The sequence below is a fragment of the bacterium genome, assembly GCA_017744355.1.
In the GTDB taxonomy this organism is placed as follows: Bacteria; Cyanobacteriota; Sericytochromatia; order S15B-MN24; family UBA4093; genus JAGIBK01.
The window spans coordinates 311,319-331,199 of the sequence record JAGIBK010000002.1 but is presented as its reverse complement, the minus strand read 5'-3'; the positions used below and the strand labels follow the sequence as shown (position 1 = coordinate 331,199).

The window sequence follows — 19,881 nt, the reverse complement described above, 5'->3', positions numbered from 1 at the left end:
CCAAGACCATGGCGGATCGGCTCGGCAACTACGAAATCATCTCCGAACTCGGCCGAGGCGGGATGGGCGTCGTCTACAAGGCGACCGACACCCGGCTCGGGCGCACGGTCGCTGTCAAGGAGCTGCTGCTCTCCAACGCCCTGCCCGAAGTCGAGAAACAGGACACCGTGGAGCGCTTCCGGCGCGAGGCCATGGCCGCTGCGCGCATGAGCCATCCCAACATCGTCACGGTCTACGACTACGGCCAGGACGGCGATCGCCACTACATGGCCATGGAGCTGCTCGACGGCAAGAGCCTCGGCGACTTCCTGGAGCAGAAGAAGACCTTCTCGATCAAGCAAGTGGTGGACATCTCGGTCCAGATCTGCGCGGCCCTCGACTACGCGCACCAGGCGGGTGTCGTCCACCGCGACATCAAGCCCGACAACATCATGCTCGCCGAGACCGGGACGGTGAAGCTCACGGACTTCGGCGTGGCGCGGGTCAAGAGCGACCTGCCCTCCATGACCACCACCGGCACCACCCTCGGCACCATCGCCTACATCTCGCCCGAGCAGCTCTGCGACTCGCGCCTGGTGGACGGCCGCAGCGACCTGTTCTCGCTGGGAGCGCTCATCTATGAGATGCTCACCTTCAAGACCCCCTTCGACGCGGGCAACCTGGGCGGGACGATCCTCAACATCATGAACGCGGCGCCCACCCCGCCGAGCGAGCTCAACGCCCAGGTCCCCCCCAAGCTCGAAGCCGTGGTGATGCGGGCCCTCAAGAAGACCCCCGAGGAGCGCTTCAACCGCGCGGCCGAGATGGGCCACGCCCTCGTGGCCTCCCTGCGCGAGGCCGAGAAGCCCGCTCCCCCCAAGATCGTCGATCAAGCCGCCGCGCCTGCGGCCTTCACGCCCCCCAACTGTCGCCACTGCCAGGCCCCCATGACGGGCGGCGCCCGGGTGTGCGCCAATTGCGGCCGTGCGGGCACCGCGCCGCTCACCTACTCCATCCCGACCGCTCCGAATCCGAACCGCCCGCAAGAGGCCGCCGCCCCGGTCGAGACCGGCCCGCGCGGGATCCCGGCCATGCCGCCGGTCTCGGGCGGGGCGCGCCCGGGGATCCCCGTCATGCCCTCGCGCGGCACGGGGGCCCTGCCCCAGACCACGCTCGCTGGCCCCTTGCCCGGCACGGAGCCTCGGCCCGCCGCTCGCCCGGTGCCCACGCCGGAGCGCCAGGCGGCCGTGCTGCGCCAGGTGACGGGCCTCGCCCCCATGGGTTCGCTCGGCAAGGCCGGCGTGGGCCAGGGCGAGTTCCGCCAGCCGCGCGGCGTGGTCTTCGACACGTCCAAGCACCTGCTGGTCGCCGACACCGACAACGGCCGGATCCAGGTCTTCGACGAGAACCACCGCTTCTTGCGGGTCATCCGCCCGCAGCAGATGCAGGAGACCTTCCGCTTCCCGCGCGCGCTCGCCATCAGCCCGCAGGGGATCCTCTACGTCACCGACGACATGGACTACCGGATCTACAAGCTGGACACCGCCGGCCGACAGATCCACGTCTGGAAGCGCGAGCAGAAAGACGGCGAGAACCCCTCGGTGCCCGGCCGCCTGATCATCGCGCCCAACGGCCACCTGCTCCTCTCGGAGCCCAACAACCACCGGGTGCTCGTCTTCGACTCGAACGAGAAGCAGATCGGCGTGTTGGGACGCGAGCGCGGCCTCCAGTCGCCCGGCGGCCTCGCCCTCGACCACAAGGGCAACATCCTGGTGCTCGACTTCGGCAGCTCCTGCATCCAGGTCTTCGGCTCGCGCGGCGAGCTGGTCAAGACCGTCGGCCGGCGCGGCAACGGGCCGGGGGAGTTCTCCATCCCCCGCGAGATCACCATCGATCGCTTCGGCAACTGGTTCGTCGCCGACACCCTCAACCACCGGATCCAGGTCTTCGATCCCGAGGGGAACTTCGTGCTCGCCTTCGGCAAGAAGGGAGCGGGCCCCGACGAGTTCAACGGCCCGGAAGGACTCACCATCGGCCCCGACGACACGCTCTACGTGAGCGATCGCGGCAACGGCCGCGTCCTGCTGCTCAACATCCAACGCGCCTGAGGTTGCCCGTCGTGGCACGCAGTCCCTTGCCGCTTCACTTGGGAAGCGACAAGGGACTGCTTGCTCTCGATACGAATCAGGTGGCTGCAACTCGGCATCAGGCCCTGCCTTGCAGGCCAATCCCCATGCCCGAGAAGGTCATATGAAGCCTTCCTGCGAATAGCGCCAAGCCACAAAGCTGTCAGCATTTGTCAGGGATTGCCCAGGTAGGAGTTGATCCTATTTGGGCATAATCATTATCGTGTTCATCATCAGTTGGATTTTAAGAGCTCGAACCCCGTCAAAGCTCCACTTTGAGAGGGATTTCAATTGAACTCTGCCTTCCAGGGATGAGCGATGCCGTTCGGGAGAAACCACATGCGTATCGGAACTCTCGGACGCCTCGCGATGCTACTGGTGCTCGTGCACTCCCTGATCGCCTGCCGTCTTCCCTCGATGATCTCGGCCCCCACGAAGGGTGATGACGCGCGGTCCTTCGCGACCGGGCTCGCCCCCGGCCCCACCCCTGAGGCGCTCCCAGAGACCGTGCCCGACCTCGACGGTCGGGTCCTGTTCGCCGCAAAGCGAGACACCCTGGCGGCCCTGTCGGAAGTGGCGATCAAGGCGACTGTCTCCTTGATCCACACCGGTACCAACGAAACGGTCGCCACCACCGTCACCGGCACGGCCGGCGCTTTCTCCTTGAGATTCTCGGCGGGTTTCAAGCCCGATCCCAGCGCCACCTACTACCTGGAGGCCGTCAAAGGGCTCGGCGACAACATGCCGGGCCACAACGTCGCCCGCGTCAGGACGGTTGCGCAATTCCAGCGCGGCGGCTGGGTCACGCTCAGCAACTCCGCCCCCAACGCGGGCATCGTCGTCGCCGCATCGACGACCGCGATCGCCATCGGCGGCGCCCTCAAGGGCGTCACGGATTTCACCCCCTACCTGGGAACGATCCCCCAGGGAGATCTCGCGGTCTTTGCGGGCGACGCCACCCTCTCCCACACGGATGCGGCCTCCATCGAGGCCATCGCGCTGCAGTGCCTCGCGGACGACGAGGACCCCATGGCCAAGATCGGACTGAGTCTCGACGGCACCTGGGTCCGTCCCAGCCAGGCGCTCGTCGTCAACGCCATCAACCCCTCGAGCGGGGGAGCCGGCACGGCCGTGACCCTCAGCGGCGGCGACTTCATCGCGAATGCCACCGTGCGCTTCAACGGGGGAGCGACCACGACGGCGTTCATCGCGTCCATGAACACGTTCAATGCAACCGTCCCCCAGGGCGCCATCTCGGGCCAGACGGCGATCCAGATGGGGAACCTCAGCATCCTGGGGCCCCTCTTCACCGTGCCGGTCACTATCGGCTCCTTCAGCCCCACGGTGGGCGGGGCCGGCGACATCGTCACCGTCACGGGCACGGGGTTCGCCACCGACAAGGCGTACAACCTCGTCAAGGTGAACGGGGTCGACGCCGAGGTCACCCTCGCCTCGGCCACCAGCCTCAAGATCAAGATCCCCGCCTCGACGTCGGGGACGATCTCCGTCTCGGTCGTGGGGCAATCGGCCACCAGCGCCACCACCTTCTTTTACAAGCCCGTCCTCACGGACCTGAACCCCAGCATCGCCGTCACCGGCAGCGTCCTCACGCTGGAGGGCTTCTTCGGGCCCACGGTCAAGGTCAACTTCCCCGGCGTCGGTGCCCCCGTGGACGCGACCCTGCTGGGTCCCAACCGGGCGAAGGTGACGGTGCCCGCGAACGCCACCGGCGGGGATCTCACGGTCCAGACGGCCGGCACGACCACCAACGCCCTGCCGTTCAGGCGGATCGGGCATGGGCTCGGCCTGCACCACCCCAGGCTCTACAGCTCCCAGGGCGAGAACGCCCTCTACAGCAACTACCTCCCGGATTCCCGCGGCGGCCCCGCGAGCATCGTCATCGGGAACTACCTCTACGTGCTCGGCGGCCGCAGCAGCACCACCTCGTACACCGGCAACGTGAGCCGCGCGCTCATCAACGCCGACGGGACCACCGGGAACTTGATCGCGGCGGGCAGTCTGAGCACCGCGCGATCGGGCCACTCCTGCGCGGTGGTGGGCAACTACCTCTACGTCATCGGCGGCTACAACGGCGGCTATCTCAACAGCGTGGAGCGCGCCCTCATCAATGCCGACGGTACCCTCGGCAGCTTCACTCCTTTCACGAGCTCCAGCCTCTTCACCTCGCGCTCGGACCACGCGAGCGTCATCGTCGGGAGCTACCTCTACCTCATCGGCGGCTTCAACGAGAGCTACCTGTACGACATGGAGCGCGCCACCCTCAACTCGGACGGGACGATCGGGCCCTTCGCCCCGGTACCGGGGGCTTCCCTCGCCACGCCCCGGGGGTTCCACAGCGCCGTCACCCTCGAGAACTACCTCTACCTGGTGGGGGGCGCGAACAACGCGGGCTCCCTCAACAGCGTAGAGCGCGCGCCCATCAACCCCGACGGCACCCTCGGGGCCTTCGCCGCGTTCGGCGGGAGCACCCTCTCCACCCCCCGCAGCGGCCACTCGGCCACCATCATCGGCGATTACCTCTACCTCTTCGGCGGCAAGAACGGCGCGAGCGTCTTGAGCTCGATCGAGCGCGCCCCCATCTCGGCGGGGGGAGTCCTCGGCGCCTTCTCGGCGGTCGGAGGCATCCTCCTCCCGACCGCCATGCAGCGACTCAACACCCTCCTCGTCGGGAGCCACCTTCTCATCATCGGCGGCGAGAGCGCCTCAGGGAGCGGTTACAACACCCTCTATCGCGCCTCGATCCTCGCGAGCGGGGCCATCGGAGCCTTCAGCTCGGCCGGCAACATCGGCACCCAGCGCTCGGACCATGCGACCGTGGCTTCTCGCGGCTTTCTCTACGTCGTGGGGGGCTACAACGGCAGCTACCTGAGCAGCATCGAGCGCGCGTCCATCAATCCCGACGGCACCCTCGGCACCTTCACGACCGTCGGCAACCTCGGCACCGCGCGCGCCAGTCACAGCTGCGTCGTCTCGGGGAGCTACCTGTACGCCATCGGCGGCAAGAACGGCACCGGCGCGCTGAGCAGCGTCGAGTACGCACCGATCAACAGCGATGGGAGCCTCGGCTCCTTCGCGTCGGGCCCCTCGCTCCAGACCAAGCGCTTCGGGCACACCAGCGTCGTCACCGGCAACTACCTCCACGTCATCGGCGGCAACGACGGCACCAGTGACCTGATCAGCAACGAGTACGCCTCGTACGCGTCGAGCACAGGGCTGCTCAACAGCTTCTCCGGCGAGGCCAAGCTCATCGCTGCCCGCTCCGGCCACGCCAGCGTCATCCTCGGGAATTACCTCTACGTCTTCGACGGCGGCACCTTCACCGGCGTCCACCCCGCGACCGCATCGGCAGGACCGGGCACCATCACCCTCGACGAAACGCGCACGGGCAGCATCACCAGCGCCAATCCGAACCCCACCAAATCCGGGACTTACTGCGTCGATTTCGACATCAAGAACGTACCGATCGGCACCTACATCACCCTGGACCACTGGGGCAGCGGCTACGACGCCTACCTGCAACTGGTCAACAAAGCCACCGGCGCGGTCCTGGCCAATGACGACGATTCGGGGGATGTCTCCAATGCCGCTCGTATCGGCTTTTACGTCGACCCAGGGATCAACTACGTGGCGCGGGCCACGACCCTTAGCAATGGCTCCACTGGAACGTTCACCCTCAAGATCACCCAGTACCTGCGGGTCGAGCGCAGCCCCGTCACAAATGGGTCGCTCGGCGACTTCGCGCCCTATTACCTGAACTCCCCCCTCACGCTCCGCCGAGAGCACCGCCTCGCGGTCGTGGGGGAGTACCTTTACCTGCTCGGGGGATACAACAACGCCAACGGCTCGCTCATGAACAGCGTCGAGCGCGCGCTCATCAACAGCGACGGAACGTACGGGGCCTTCTCGGCTGCCGGCATCAACCTCACCACGACACGGCGCGCGCCGACCAGCACCGTCATCGGGAACTTCCTCTACGTCATCGGGGGATACAACGGCGCGCACCTGAACACGATCGATCGGAGCCAGCTATGAGGGGCGAACGAAACAGACACCAGCGCCGCCTCGCAGCCCTCATGGCAATTCTGCTGGTCCTCTCGCTCGTGGCGGGGTGCCGCTTGCCGAGCATGCTCTCCTTCCCGCAGCAGGAAACCGAAGCCTCTGCCCCTGCCGGGGAGAGCGTCGCACGCCCCATCCCGCCCCTTTCGGGCCAGGCGTCGCTTGAGATGCCCAGGATCCAGGCGGTGCTCGATGACGTGGCCAAGAAGGCGACCGTCTCCTTGATCCATACCGGCACCGGCGAAACGGTCTCGACCACCGTCACCGACCCTGCGGGCGCCTTTTCCTTGAAGTTCTCGGCGAACTTCAAACCAGCCCCTCAGGTCACCTACTACCTGGAGGCCTTCAAGGGCCTCAACGACAACAGCCCCTTCACGAGCGGCGCCCGCATCCGGACGGTCGTCAAGTTCGACCACGCAAACAACCGCTGGGTCAGCTTAACGAACGCCGACGCCAGCACCAAGATCTACCTCAACGTCCCCACGACGGCCCTCGCCATCGGCGGAGCCCTCCGGGGGGTCGCCGACTTCACCCCGTACATCAACGCCCTCCCGAACGGAAACCACGCCCCCTTTTCGGGGGATGCCACGATCTCGATCGCCGCGCTCGCTACGCTGCGCAACTACGTCTCGGGGATCCTCGCGGACAACGAGGACCCGGTCGCCCACATCGCGTTCAGCCCCGGGCAGAACGCCTGGTTGCGAATCGGCCAGAAGCTCAACGTCGCCGAGATCAGCCCGCCCGCCGGCACGACGGGCTCGACCGTGCGTTTCATGGGCGGCGGCTTTACCGGCGACGCCACCGTGACCTTCAACGGCGGCGCGACCACGACCGTGACGCCCCTGAACGTCAACACGCTCGACGTGACTGTGCCCGTGGGGGCCATTTCCGGCCAGACCACCGTCCAGATCGCCAACCTGAGCGTGCTCGGCCCCCTCTTCACCGTGCCCGTGACGCTCTCGAACTTCTCGCCCACCACGGGCGGCTCGGGGACCAGCGTCACCATCACGGGGACGGGCTTCAGCAGCATCCCCACCAACAACGCGGTCACGCTCGGCGGCGTATCGGCCGCCGTGACGGCGGCTACGGCCACCAGCCTCACGATCCGGACTCCCAGCGCGAACTCGGGTCCCGTCGCCGTCTCGGTCAACGGGCAATCGGCCACCAGCGCGACCTCGTACAGCTACCAGGCGGCCCTTCACGCCTTGACGCCGGGCGTCGGCAACACGAGCACCACCCTCACCCTCGAGGGCAGCTTCGGCCCGACCGTCACGGTCAACTTTCCCGGGGGCAGCTCCGCCTCGGCGACCAAGATCGGCTCGAACCGGGCGCGGGTGAGCGTACCCTCGGGAGCTACCGCGGGCGCGCTCACGGTCACGACGGCAGGGACGACGACCAACGCCGTGCCCTTTCGCCGGGTGAGCAGCACCCTCGGCATCCTGCAGATGACCTCCACCGACGAGCAGGCCGAGTACGCGCGCCGGCGCGTCGGGCTCGTAACAGGGCGCCGCCACCATGCGAGCGTCGTCCTCGGAGACTACCTTTACGCCATCGGCGGCGAAAACGCCGGCGGCACCCTCAACACGCTGGAGCGCGCGCAAATCAACGCCGACGGGACGCTTCGCCCCTTCGTCGCAGCGGGCACCCTGGGCACGGCGCGATGGGGGCACACCACCGCGATCATCGGGAGCCACCTCTACGTCATCGGGGGCTACAACGGCGGTTACCTCAACACCGTCGAACGGGCCACCATCAACCCCGACGGCACCCTCGGCGGCTTCTCACCGGTCGCGAGCGTCACCCTCACCAAGGGGCGGCGCGAACACGCGAGCGCGGTGGTCGGCAACTTCCTCTACATCCTCGGCGGCTACGACGGCAACCACCTGAACCACGTCGAGCGCGCCGAGATCAACCCCGACGGCACCCTCAAGCCCTTCGCCCAGGTGAACGGGTTTGCCTACGCCCGCTCGGGCCACACCAGCGCGGTGGTCGGCAACTACCTCTACGTCATGGGCGGCTACAACGGCAGCTACCTCAGCAACGTCGAGCGCGCCACGATCGATCCGGACTCGGGGGCGCTCGGGGACTTCGCGACGGTCCCAGGCGTCTCGCTCAGCTCGGCGCGCCGCCACGGCGCGATCGCCGTCATCGGGGGCTACATCTACGTCGTCGGCGGCATGAGCAACGACGGCGAGATGAATACCCTGGTTCGCGCCACGATTTCAATTGACGGCAGCATCGGCAACTTCGCGAGCGTCACGGGCATCGCCCTCGGCACCGCCCGCACCGGGGCCTCGTGCGCCGTGGTCGGCAACCACCTCTACGTCCTGGGCGGCAGTAAGGGCGCGAGCTATCTCGACACGATCGAGCGCGCGCACCTCATCGGCTCGGGATCCCTTTCGACACAGACGTCCCCAGGGATCACCCTCGAAACGGCGCGCTCGGGCCACACCGCCGTCCCCATCCGCAACTATCTCTACCTCGTGGGGGGCACGAGCGGGGCGAGCTACCTGAGCACCGTCGAACGCGCCACCGTCGCTTCGGATGCGACCATCGGATCCTTCACGCGGGTCGCGGCCGTCAACCTGAGCCAGGCCCGCAGCCAGCATGCGATCGCCGTCATCGGCGACTACCTGTATGTGATCGGCGGCCGTACCGGCGCCAGTGCGTACACCGGCACCGTGGAGCGCGCCACCATCAACGCCGACGGCTCGCTCACGGGCTTCTCCCCGGTCGCGGGGACCAACCTCGTCCAGGCCCGCGCCGGTCATACCGCCACCGTCCTCGGGGGGTACCTGTACGTCGTGGGCGGCTACAACGGTACCTATCTCGATGCCGTGGAGCGCGCCCCCATCAATGCCGACGGCACCATCGGCAACTTCTCCACCTTCGCGGGCGCCACCCTGAACACGGGACGATCCGGCCACACCGCCACCGTCCTCGGGGGTTTCCTGTACGTCATGAGTGGAGAGAGCGGCGTACCGGGTGCCTTCCCGAACGACGGCTATCTGCGCTCGACCCAGAAGGTTGCGGGCAACCTGGTCTCGGGTGGACCGATCAACCCCACGCGGACCGGAAAGTACTACCAAGACTACGAGCTCACGGGCCTTGCCGTCGGCAGCCAGCACACCCTGAACCACGCTGCGAGCTTCGATGCGTACCTCCAGTTGATCAACAGGGGCACCGGCACGGTCATCAGCTCCGACGACGACGGCGGGCTCGGCAGCAGCTCGCGGATCCGTTTCACCGTCGCGGCGGGCACCACCTACGTCGCGCGCGCCACGAGCTTTTCGGATAATGCGACGGGGGCCTTCACCCTCCGGCTCGACCTGGACGACACGCAAAATGAGAAGTCCGCGATCGCTGCCGACGGGACGCTCGGGGCCTTCTCGATGGTCGATCTCAGCCCGATCACGCCGCGCAGCGGCCACGCCAGTTTCATTGCCGGAAACTACCTTTATGTCCTCGGCGGCACCACCGAAACCGGACCGCTTTCGGGCGTAGAGCGCATCTCGTTCGGCACGGACTGGACGCTCGGCAGCTTTTCGACCTACTCCACCGCCGCGCTCTCGACGCCAAGGAGCATGCCGGCCTTCGCCTTCATCGGGAACTACTGCTACACCATCGGCGGCAAGAACGGAGCCGACTTGAACACCGTGGAACGGAGCACCCTGCAGTGACGAAGCATCCCCTCTTCCAAAACGTGCTCAGGTCCCTCGTCGTCGGGCTCTGCCTCGCGACCCTCGCGGGCTGTGCTGCGGAGGACGATGACCTGCCGCTCGCAGGCAAGATCCCCACGTCCTCAGGCGACGGCGGCAGCGGCACCGACCTCAACGCCAGCGTCACGGGGGAAAAGGAGCCCACTCCCTCTCCCTCGCTCGCCCTCACCGTCTCCCCCCAAGGAGAGGTCGTGACGACCCCCAAGTGGATCGAGCTATACCCCGAGCCCGTCGATCGCGAGAGGGGCCTGGGGAATCCGAGCCAGGCCAAGCTGCACGCGGAGCTGCAATTCCCGGACGGCGGCAAGGGACCGATCCGCTGGAGCGTGCCGGCCGGCAGCGGCCTCTCGATGGCGAGTGATGGCACTCTCTCGGTCCCATCCTCCGTCCAGCCGGGCATCTACTACGTCAAGGCCCAGGCCCTCGACGTCGAGAGCCTCTTCGCATACGTCCAGGTGAAGGTTTCCCCCCTCTCCGAGCTCGAGGTCCTCATCCGATGAAGCGCCTGATCCTCCTTTGCCTGGTGCTCGTGGGCTGCCAGGTACCCCAGGCCGCCTCGCCTGTCCAGACACCCTCGTCCGCTCGAACTGCCAAGGGAACCCTCGGCGTCAAGCTGCTCTGGCCCGAGCGGCGGACCCAGCTCATCCCGCTCAGCACCGAGGCGATCCGAATCCGGGTGCTGAAGGACGGCAGGCAGATCGCCGAGCAGACCCTCGGGCGCCCCGCACGAAACGACGCAGAGGCCGTCGGGCAGGGCACGTTGCCGCTGGACGCCGCGTCGGGCCTCACGGTGGTCGCCGAGGCCTTCCGGACGAACCCCATCCTCTCTTCCGACCTCCCCATCGCCTCGAACGAGGCGCGGGGCGTGAACGTCGTCGCCAACCAGAAGACCTCGGTCACCCTCGCGCTCGCGCCCCATTTCATCCCCGTCCTGACCTCCTTCAAACCGGCAAACGGCGGGCCCGGCGTCGAGGTCACGCTCGCGGGCGCCTTCGGCGACAGCCCCTACGTGGGCCTTGCGATCGGGGAAAACGAGGGGGTGGGACGCGCGAGGGAAGGCGCGATCGTAGCAATCGTCCCGTGGAACGCCTCCTCTGGGCCGGTGATGGCCCTCGCCGACGGGATCCGTTCGAACGCCCTCGGCACGTTCCGGGTCCTGAAGACCCTCGCCTTCGACCCCGCGCGCAAGGCTTTCAGCGTCGGCGAGACGTACGAATTCACGGTCCCGAGCGCCACCGACACCTCGGGCCAGGCGGTCTCCAACCCCACCCTCACGCGGTGGGAGGCGCTCCCCCCTGGCGAGCTCAACTCGGCAATCCCGGCCCCGAGCACGGTCGGCAGCATTGACGACAAGGGGACCTTCACGGCCCTGGCGCCGGGAGAGGTTGCGATCAGGGTGTACTCGGGCGCCATCTCCGCCTACACGACCATCACGGTCGTGGACTGACCCGCTGAAAGCCGCGCCGCGTGGTAGAATGAGCCCAGATCGCCCCGTTCCAAGGAGGGTTCCTTGCTCATCAAGCGCCACACGGTCGCCTCTCTGCGCCTCAAGAAGGCAAACCGCGAGCCCATCGTCGCCCTGACCGCCTACGACTACGCCATGGCAATGGCCGTGGACCAGTCCGGAGTGGACCTGATCCTGGTCGGCGACAGCCTGGGCCCGGTCGTGCTCGGCTACCCCAACACCCTCGCGGTCACCATGGATGAGATGCTCCACCACGCGCGCGCCGTCGCGCGGGGGACGCACCGCGCCTTCGTCGTCGCCGACATGCCCTTCATGGCAGACGCCACCCTCGATGAGGCCGTGCGCAACGGCGGGCGCTTCCTCAAGGAAGCCATGGTCCAGGCCATCAAGCTCGAAGGCGGCCACCCGCCCCAGCTCGAGGCCATCCGAGCCCTGGTCGCCCATGGCGTCCCGGTGGTCGCCCACCTGGGCTTCACCCCCCAGCACCTGCACCAGCTCGGGGGCTTCAAGATCCAGGGCAAGACCCCCGAAGCCGCCGATGCCCTTCTGGAGCAGGCCCTCGCGGTGGAAGCCGCCGGCGCCTCCATGCTCGTGCTCGAACTTGTGCCCGACGCCGTGGCGCGCCGCGTCACCGAAGCCCTCTCCATCCCGACCATCGGGATCGGCGCGGGAGCGGGGTGCGACGGCCAGATCCAGGTGCTGCACGACCTGGTCGGCCTCCACGTGGATCACCTGCCCAAGCACGCCCGCCGCTACGCCAACGTGCACGAGGTCCTCACCAAGGCGATCGCCGCTTACGCCCAGGACGTGAAGGCCGGCCGCTTCCTCTCGGAAGGCCCTTCGTACGTGGCTGAGAGGGCCGCTACTACGTCAATTGACAGTCAAGAGGGCATTGTTTAGAATGGCGGCAACTTTGGCGCGACGACGGCGTTGCGCCGCGCGCCAGGCTTGTTTTTTTCCCTGAGTCGTTCCCCCGCGCAGGGCTTGCCTGCGCTTTGATAGGACGTTCAACGATGATCGTGACTGAACCCACCCACACGTCGCCGCTCACCTCGGCGCGTATGCAGCTCTCCAAGTGCATCGACATCCTCGGACTCGATGCGGGGCTGCACGAACGGCTGGCCTACCCGGACCGCGTGGTCCAGGTCAACAGCCCCGTGCGCATGGACGACGGCTCGACCAAGATGTTCGCCGGCTACCGCGTCCAGCACAACAACGCGCTTGGGCCCTACAAGGGCGGCCTGCGCTTCCACCCCTCGGTGGACATCGACGAAGTCACCGCGCTCGCGATGCTCATGAGCTGGAAGTGCTCGCTGGTCGGCCTGCCTTACGGCGGCGCCAAGGGCGGCGTGACGGTGGATCCCAAGTCCCTCTCGCTCGGCGAGCTCGAGCGCCTCACCCGCCGCTTCGCCGCGGACATGGTGCTGGTCTTCGACCCCCAGAAGGACATCCCCGCGCCCGACGTCAACACCAGCCCCCGCGAGATGGCCTGGATCATGGACACCTGGAGCGTCAACAAGGGCTACGCGGCCCCTGGCGTCGTCACGGGTAAGCCCATCGCCATCGGCGGTAGCCTTGGTCGCTTCGAGGCGACCGGCCGCGGCGTCATCACCATCACCGACGAGCTCCTGCGCTACAAGGGCCGCACCCTCAAGGGCAGCGTCCTGGCCGTTCAGGGCTTCGGCAACGTGGGCTCGACGGCGGCCATGCTCGCCGATCAGCAGGGCGCCAAGGTCATCGCGGTCTCGGACGTCACCGGCGGCTACCACAACCCCGCGGGCCTCGACATCCCTGCGATGCTCAAGTACGTCAAGGCCAACGGCAACCTCGGCGGCTACCCCGATGCCCAGCCCATCAGCAACGAAGACCTGCTCCTGCTCGACGTGGACGTCCTGATCCCCGCGGCGCTCGAGGCGGTCATCACCGAGAAGAACGCTGACAAGGTCAAGGCCGAGTTCATCGTCGAGGCCGCCAACGGCCCCATCACCCCCGCCGCGGATGCCATCCTCGAGAAGAAGGGCATCACGGTCGTTCCCGACATCCTCGCCAACGCCGGCGGCGTCGTCGTGAGCTACTTCGAGTGGGTCCAGGGCATGAGCATGCTCTTCTGGACCGAGGACGAGGTCAACGCCAAGCTCAAGGAGATCATGGTCCGCGCGTTCGGCCAGGTCGCGAACCTGGTCCAGACCCGTAACCTCACCTTCCGCATGGGCGCCTACTCGATCGGCGTCGGCCGCGTCGCCGCCGCCCTCGACCTGCGGGGCCTCTACCCCTAAGGCGAAGCCGCAAAAAACCCTTGGCCTCCCGGATCCGTCCGGGAGGCCTTTTGGCGTGTAGAATATGGGGGTCGTCCCCTTCGAGAGGAGCTTGTGCGTGAAGACCGTCCAGTGGCACGAGGATGCCGTCGTCCTGATCGACCAGACCCGGCTGCCCGGCGAGACCGCGCTCGTCACCTGCAAGACCTATCAGGACGTCGCCCACGCCATCGCCTCCATGCAGGTCCGGGGCGCCCCCGCCATCGGGGTGGCCGCGGCCATGGGGCTCGCGCTCGCCGCCCAGGCCGCCCAGGCGACCGACACCAACTCCCTGCTCACGGCGATCCGGCACGCCGCACGCGAGTTGCGCGCCACCCGCCCCACCGCGGTCAACCTCGGCTGGGCCCTCGATCGCATGCTCCTCGTCGCCGAGGAGAAGCTCCACATCGGCGTCCACGAGCTCGTCAACTACTTGGTGCTCGAAGCCCAGGTGATGGCCCGCGAGGACGAGGCGATCAACCGCGCCATCGGCCAGCACGGCGCGACCCTCATCCACGACGGGATGAACGTGCTCACTCACTGCTCGACCGGCGCGCTCGCCACCGTCGATTACGGGACGGCCGTCGGGGTGATCCGGGCTGCCCACGAAATGGGCAAGCAGCTCCACGTGTGGGTCGACGAGACCCGCCCGCGCCTGCAGGGCGCCCGCCTCAACGCCTGGGAGCTCGACCGGCTCGGGATCCCCTTCACCCTCATCTCCGACAACATGGCCGCCCACTTCATGCAGCGCGGGCAGGTCGATCTGATCGTCACCGGCGCCGACCGGATCGCCGCCAACGGCGACACCGCCAACAAGATCGGCACCTACGGCCTCGCGGTGCTCGCCCAGGCCCACGGTATCCCCTTCTACATCGCCGCCCCCACCTCGACCATCGATCCCGCGACGCCGACCGGCGCCGAGATCCCCATCGAGGACCGGGACCCGCGCGAGGTCACCGAGATCGACGGCCGGCGCATCGCCCCCGAGGGGGTGCGGGTGGCGAACCCCAGCTTCGACGTCACGCCTCAGCACCTGATCCGGGGGATCATCACCGAGCGCGGCATCCTCAGAGCACCCTACGAACGGGCGATCGCGCAGCTCATGGGCGTCGAGGCCGAGGCCTGAAGGCGAGGCGGTAAGCCTTCAGGCGACCATGCTACAATCATGAGTCGGATCACCCCGTACTGAGAGGAAAGCGCCGCCATGAGCCTCGCCGAAACCCCGGAATCGACTGCCACCAAGCACGTCTACATCAAGACGCACGGCTGTCAGATGAACATCTCTGACTCCGAGAAGGTGCTCGGCATGCTCGCCGCCGAGGGTTACCGGCTGACCGACGACGAGGCCGAGGCGGACCTGCTCATCGCCAATACCTGCTCGATCCGCGAAAAGGCCGAGGACAAGCTCTTCAGCCTGCTCGGGGTCTGGAAGGAGCGCAAGCGGGACAACCCCGACGTCCAGATCGCCGTCATGGGCTGCGTCGCCCAGCAGGAGAAGGACAAGATCCGCGCCCGCGTCCCCTCGGTGGACGTGGTGGTCGGCACCCACAACTTCCACGAGTTGCCCGAGTTGCTCGAAGAAGCCCGGGTCAAGGGCCCCATCACCCGGATCGGCAACCTCAAGGCCCCCATCCCCGACGACATGCCCACCGTCCGCGAGGGCAAGTACCACGCCTGGGTGCCCATCATCTACGGCTGCAGCTACTTCTGCACCTACTGCATCGTGCCCTACACCCGCGGGCCCTACCAGAGCCGCAAACCCGACGCCATCGAGAAGGAAGTCCGCGAGCTGATCGCCGAGGGCTTCAAGGAATTCACCCTGCTCGGCCAGACGGTCGATCGCTACGGCATGGAGCTTGCCGGCGACGAGAAGACGACGCTTGCCGCCCTGCTGCGCCGCCTCTCGGCCATCCCCGGCGTCGAGCGGATCCGCTTCATCACCTCGCACCCCCTCGACATGACCGAGGAGCTGGTCAAGACCGTCGCCGAGCTACCCAACGTGATGGAGTACTTCCACTTCCCCATCCAGGCGGGCTCCGACAAGGTCCTCGCCGAGATGAAGCGCCTCTACACCGTCGCCCAGTACATGGAGAAGGTGGAGCTCATCCGCAAGCACATCCCCGACGCCGTCATCTCGGGCGACCTCATCGTCGGCTTCCCCGGCGAGACCGAAGAGGAGTTCCTGGAGACCCTGGCGGTGGTCGAGGCGGTCGAGTTCGACTCCAACAACACCGCGAGCTACTCGATCCGCCAGTGGACCCCCGCGGGCAAGCGTGACGACCAGCTCAGCGAGGACGTGAAGGCCGATCGCCTCCAGCGCCTCAACGACAAGGTTGCCGAGGTCTCCTACCGCCGCAACCGCCGCTTGGTGGGCACCATCCAGGAGGTCCTGGTCGAAGGCCCCAGCTCCAAGAACCCCGAGGTCTTCCAGGGCCGCACCCGCGGCAACAAGATCTGCTACTTCCCGGGCGATGCCTCGCTCGAAGGCCAGATCGTCAAGGTCGAAGTCACCGAGGCCCGGCCCTTCACCTTGCGTGGCGAGATCGTCAAGTCGATCGTGCCGCTGCAGATGGCGTAGAAAAATTCAAAAAGGGGGCGGCCTTTCGGCCGCCCCCTTTTTTGGCGATAGACTAGGCGAGCACTGCGCGCTTGCGCCGGATCAGCTCCTGGGCCGCTGGCACCTCGTCCTGGCTCTTGACCGGGATGAAGCGCTCGTCGCGCTCGATCTCGAGGAAGAGGGCCTCCAGGGAGCAGGTCAGATCGCCCGCCAGGTGCTCGAACTGGATCACCGGCGCCCCGTGGACCTTCTTCTCGACCACGTACCAGGGCAAGTCGATGGCCTGCGCAAGGGCCTCCGCGGTGAAGACGTAGGTCGCGGTATTGAAGACCGGGATCAGGTCCTGATTGAAATCGGCAGGGAAGGCGAAGCCCTCGACCAGCTGCATGCGACCGTTCACCCGCGCCGGGGCCCCGCCCTTGTCGCCGGGCAGCTTGGCGGCGACCTCGACCGTCATGGGGCGGTTCGCCTGAATGTGGCAGCCGATGATCGCCGGGTCGATGGACGCCCCCAGGTTGTCCACGTTGGAGAAGAGCAGATAACGACCGCCCTCGGCCATGAAGCGCTGGAGCAGCCCTGTCTCGTTGAGAGCCGCCACGAAGTCCCCGTGACCGGGGGCCGCATGGTCCTCGGTGCCGTCGGCCGACCTGAAGAAGGTCCCATCCGGGCAGAGGCGCGGGAAGCGGTACTGGCGGAACAGGTGGATCCGCGAGGGGTCCGAGCCGAAGTAGGAATGCGCCTCCAGGTGCTCGGCGATCGCCTCGTGGGTGTGGAAGCTCGTCATGATGAAGATCGGCAAGGTCGGCGACTGCTCGCGAATCCAGCGGATCTTGAGCTCCAGGAAGCTCGCCCCGTCGAGGATGGGGTAGACCCCCTTGGGCCGCTCCCAGTTGAAGCGGGTCGCCATGCCGCCTGCAAGGATCAGCGCCCCGACGGCTCCCGCCTCGATGGCCTCGCGACCGAGCGCCTCTAGGGCCCGGTACTCGGCGCTGCCCCGTTCGGGCAGGCGCTGGATGTCTCCGGGGGCGGGCGGCTCGACGACGGCCTTCAGGCTGTTGCTCCGCGCAGTCCACTCGCCCGAGCGATACCGCGAGACCAGATGCTCGAATTGCTGCTCCATCGATCCTCTCCTGGGCCCCTCATCCTCGAAAGGCCGTGATGGTCAACGATGGCCCGGCCGCCGCCATGCGCGGCATCCGGGCCATCCCCTAGTGATGATACCACATGAGGAAATGCTAGCGGTCCTCCACAGGCTCGGCAGGCGGCTGAGGCGCTCGCGGTGCCGGCGGTTGCGGCGCGCGGGGCGCCGGAGCGTTGGGCCGCGCGCCCGGAACCGGCGCCGGGACATTAGGCCGGGCGGTCCCAGGGGCCGGCGGCTCAGCCGCGGTCCCGCCCGCGAGGCTGTAGAGCTTGAAGCCCGCGTACTTGACCTGGGCCCCGTTGGAGGCGAGCGCGACCGTGCCTGCTCCATCGATCAAGGGCGAGGTGACGGTCGCCTTCTTGTCCCCATTGAGGTAGATGGTCATGGAATTCGCGGTGGTGTCCACGTCGCAAGTCCAGGTGAAGGCGCTGCCCACCGTGCGCGCCGGCGCGATCATCTGGCCCCACAGCTTGTTGCTGGTCGGCCACGAGCCGCCGGGCATCTGCCCGTTGCAGACCCAGGCCTCGGCCACGTTGGGGCTCGCCGAGCAGATGACATAGTGGGTCTCGTCCTTGTAGAAGGGCATCAGGATGACCACACCCTGGTCCTTGCTCGGGTCGGCGACGAAGGCCCGGTAGACCCAGCCCGTCACCTCGGCCCGGTAGCGGGTGCCCATGTTGCCCGTGTAGCGCCTGATCGAAAGGCGGGTGTTGCTGCCGGGCTCCTCCTGGACGTAGACCCCGTTGCCGCTCGTCCACTTGCCCGGAGCGAAGCTGCCCGAGGCCATGGCCGCCTGGGAGACCGCGTCCCGGAAGGGCACGTCCGCAGTCTGGAAGTCCACCCGCTCGACCAAGGTCGCCCCGTCGGCCGCGGGACCCGCGGGAAATTCCTGGGGCTCGCCCAAGAACTCCTTGGGGGGTCCTTCCGGGGCCGTCTTATTGGGGCTGATGGGGCCATTCCCGTCGCCGCCCTTGGAGCAGGCGGCGATCGCCACCAGGATCAGCGACGACCAGAGGATACGCGTCTTCATGAGGCCCCTCCTACTTGGTCCAGACAATCTTGAAATTGTCGAACTGAGCGTAGTTGCCGTTGGCGCCCAGCGCGATCCAGTGAGGGTCGCGGTTGATCATGGGCACTTTCCGAGTGGCCTTCTTCTGGTCGTTCACGTAGATGACGAGCTCATTCTTGTCCACATCCACCTCGGCCCCCCAGCGCACCGAGGCCTTCGCATCCAAAGGCTCGGCGAGCCACTCGTCCCAGATCCTGGCGTCAGCGGGCCACTCGCTGCCCGCGGGGCGCTGGCCGTTGACCACCCAGCACGAGAGGTTCTGCTTGTCCGCTACGAGCATCACGTAGTGGGTGGGATCCTTGTAGTAGGGCATCATGGCGAGCACGCCCACCGGGTACCCGTGGACCGCCGGTGAATCCGCCTCCTTGGCGACCGTGCAATCCACGCTGACGCGGTAGGCGAGGCCGGCCTTGCCGCCCTGATCTCCGAAGGCGTCGCCGGTGTACTTGAGGTGGTTGGCGAGGTTGTCGGTGGCTCCCTGGGTCTGCTGGAGCTTGCCGTCCACCACGGCCCAGTTGCCTGCGGCGAAGCCCGTGGCCTCGCCCTTGGCCGCGTTCTCGAAGGGCATCGAGGGAGTCTCGAAGGTCAAGAGGGTGGTCTTGCCACCCGAGGGTGCCGTCTTGTAACCGCTCATGCCGGGGATGAAGTTGCCGAGGGCGTCGCAGCCGGCCAGCATCGTGCACGCCAGCAGAACCGCGAGCCGGAAGCCGAGGCGTTCCGTGCGCAGCATGGAGGTCCTCCGTGAGGCCGAACGTGAAGGTGAACGGCCGTGGGTGGGGAATCGTTGCGCCCAGGATAGCTGAGGCAGTCAGGGGATCCCACGGCTCGATTGAACGAGCTTCCGGCGACGGAGGTGGCGAGCTACCCTCGTGGAAACAAGCAAACAGGGCCCCGCCGAAGCGGGGCCCTGCTTGAATTGGCTGTGTTAGACCAGCGCCGTCTGACGGACGATGGTGGCCTTGTGCTCGCGGTTGATCGGGAAACGATCGCCGCGCTCGACGATGTTCACGCGGAAATCGGTCCCGCCGAACGTCGCCTTGAAGTCCTCGACCACGAGATCCGTGTCGAAGGGCAAGCAACTGAACACGTCCACAAATGCGATACCGACCAAGCTCGGGTCGTCCTGGCAATGCATGTAAGGATAGGTGTGGATACTGCAGTGGCTGGTCGTGAGGCCAACCAGACCCGTCACGCCGCTCTCAAGCGGATTCTCGTTGACGTAGTCGTGACAGTAAGGGGGAAACAACACTTCCATACCGAGCTTAGCGGGGAGCTCCTTCAGCCAAGCGTAGACAAGGCTAAAGTTAGCGAGCTTTTCCGGGTCGCATCCGTAGGCGTCGAGCGTCAGGTGCGGGCCATAGACTCCGCGAGCAGTACGTTCCAATTCAAGCAGCCCTCCTAAATCGGGGTGGTCGTCCGGCCTACCGCTACGTCCGAATCGACCTGCGGCCAAA

13 protein-coding genes are annotated in these 19,881 nt (G+C 67.1%); 9 read left to right on the top strand and 4 right to left on the bottom strand.

All coding sequences use genetic code 11. The annotated features are described in order from the left end of the window. The first annotated feature begins 8 nt into the window (after window positions 1–8). The 9 genes from J7643_06995 to miaB all read left to right on the top strand — a co-directional run bounded on the left by J7643_06995 (window position 9) and on the right by miaB (window position 16,238). Window positions 9–2,087 carry a protein kinase gene (locus J7643_06995; protein MBO9540322.1) on the top strand — a complete coding sequence of 693 codons (2,079 nt, stop codon included), beginning with the start codon at window positions 9–11 and terminating at the stop codon, window positions 2,085–2,087. A gap of 357 nt (window positions 2,088–2,444) precedes the next feature. After that, window positions 2,445–6,158: an IPT/TIG domain-containing protein gene (locus J7643_06990; GenBank protein MBO9540321.1), complete on the top strand. Its 3,714-nt coding sequence runs from the start codon at window positions 2,445–2,447 to the stop codon at window positions 6,156–6,158. Between the two features lie 41 nt (window positions 6,159–6,199). Further along, window positions 6,200–9,862, top strand: a complete 3,663-nt coding sequence (locus tag J7643_06985) for an IPT/TIG domain-containing protein (GenBank protein MBO9540320.1) — start codon at window positions 6,200–6,202, stop codon at window positions 9,860–9,862. Beyond that, on the top strand, window positions 9,859–10,401 hold the full coding sequence (locus J7643_06980) for a hypothetical protein (GenBank protein MBO9540319.1): 543 nt from the start codon (window positions 9,859–9,861) through the stop codon (window positions 10,399–10,401). Before J7643_06985 ends, J7643_06980 begins: the two co-directional genes overlap by 4 nt. Beyond that, window positions 10,398–11,348 carry a hypothetical protein gene (locus J7643_06975; protein MBO9540318.1) on the top strand — a complete coding sequence of 317 codons (951 nt, stop codon included), beginning with the start codon at window positions 10,398–10,400 and terminating at the stop codon, window positions 11,346–11,348. The genes J7643_06980 and J7643_06975 overlap by 4 nt, the downstream gene beginning before the upstream one ends. A 69-nt stretch (window positions 11,349–11,417) precedes the next feature. Next, the gene (gene panB, locus J7643_06970) at window positions 11,418–12,266 is read left to right on the top strand and encodes a 3-methyl-2-oxobutanoate hydroxymethyltransferase (GenBank protein MBO9540317.1); all 849 of its coding nucleotides are present in this window, start codon (window positions 11,418–11,420) and stop codon (window positions 12,264–12,266) included. 113 nt (window positions 12,267–12,379) lie between these two features. Then, window positions 12,380–13,642 (top strand): Glu/Leu/Phe/Val dehydrogenase, encoded by a 1,263-nt coding sequence (locus J7643_06965; GenBank protein MBO9540316.1) that lies wholly within the window; start codon window positions 12,380–12,382, stop codon window positions 13,640–13,642. A gap of 91 nt (window positions 13,643–13,733) precedes the next feature. Next, window positions 13,734–14,786, top strand: coding sequence for an S-methyl-5-thioribose-1-phosphate isomerase (gene mtnA, locus J7643_06960; protein ID MBO9540315.1), 1,053 nt, complete (start codon window positions 13,734–13,736; stop codon window positions 14,784–14,786). A 78-nt stretch (window positions 14,787–14,864) separates the two neighbouring features. After that, a complete protein-coding gene (gene miaB, locus J7643_06955) occupies window positions 14,865–16,238 on the top strand; it encodes a tRNA (N6-isopentenyl adenosine(37)-C2)-methylthiotransferase MiaB (GenBank protein ID MBO9540314.1) in 1,374 nt (457 codons plus the stop codon). Between the two features lie 52 nt (window positions 16,239–16,290). Here miaB and J7643_06950 read toward each other — a convergent pair whose 3' ends face one another. The 4 genes from J7643_06950 to J7643_06935 all read right to left on the bottom strand — a co-directional run bounded on the left by J7643_06950 (window position 16,291) and on the right by J7643_06935 (window position 19,811). Continuing rightward, window positions 16,291–17,337, bottom strand: a complete 1,047-nt coding sequence (locus J7643_06950; protein MBO9540313.1) for a UTP--glucose-1-phosphate uridylyltransferase — start codon at window positions 17,335–17,337, stop codon at window positions 16,291–16,293. 115 nt (window positions 17,338–17,452) lie between these two features. Next, on the bottom strand, window positions 17,453–18,388 hold the full coding sequence (locus tag J7643_06945; protein ID MBO9540312.1) for a hypothetical protein: 936 nt from the start codon (window positions 18,386–18,388) through the stop codon (window positions 17,453–17,455). 10 nt (window positions 18,389–18,398) lie between these two features. After that, window positions 18,399–19,157 (bottom strand): hypothetical protein, encoded by a 759-nt coding sequence (locus J7643_06940; GenBank protein ID MBO9540311.1) that lies wholly within the window; start codon window positions 19,155–19,157, stop codon window positions 18,399–18,401. A gap of 195 nt (window positions 19,158–19,352) precedes the next feature. Next, entirely contained in the window at window positions 19,353–19,811 is a 459-nt protein-coding gene (locus J7643_06935) for an S-adenosylmethionine decarboxylase (protein ID MBO9540310.1), read from the bottom strand. Window positions 19,812–19,881: the final 70 nt, after the last annotated feature.

Coding starts and splice junctions, on each gene's coding strand:
- miaB (MBO9540314.1), top strand. CDS start 14,865: ATGAGCCTCGCCGAAACCCCGGAATCGACTGCCACCAAGCACGTCTAC.
- J7643_06995 (MBO9540322.1), top strand. CDS start 9: ATGGCGGATCGGCTCGGCAACTACGAAATCATCTCCGAACTCGGCCGA.
- J7643_06975 (MBO9540318.1), top strand. CDS start 10,398: ATGAAGCGCCTGATCCTCCTTTGCCTGGTGCTCGTGGGCTGCCAGGTA.
- J7643_06950 (MBO9540313.1), bottom strand. CDS start 17,337: ATGGAGCAGCAATTCGAGCATCTGGTCTCGCGGTATCGCTCGGGCGAG.
- J7643_06945 (MBO9540312.1), bottom strand. CDS start 18,388: ATGAAGACGCGTATCCTCTGGTCGTCGCTGATCCTGGTGGCGATCGCC.
- J7643_06990 (MBO9540321.1), top strand. CDS start 2,445: ATGCGTATCGGAACTCTCGGACGCCTCGCGATGCTACTGGTGCTCGTG.
- J7643_06985 (MBO9540320.1), top strand. CDS start 6,200: ATGGCAATTCTGCTGGTCCTCTCGCTCGTGGCGGGGTGCCGCTTGCCG.
- J7643_06965 (MBO9540316.1), top strand. CDS start 12,380: ATGATCGTGACTGAACCCACCCACACGTCGCCGCTCACCTCGGCGCGT.
- J7643_06940 (MBO9540311.1), bottom strand. CDS start 19,157: ATGCTGCGCACGGAACGCCTCGGCTTCCGGCTCGCGGTTCTGCTGGCG.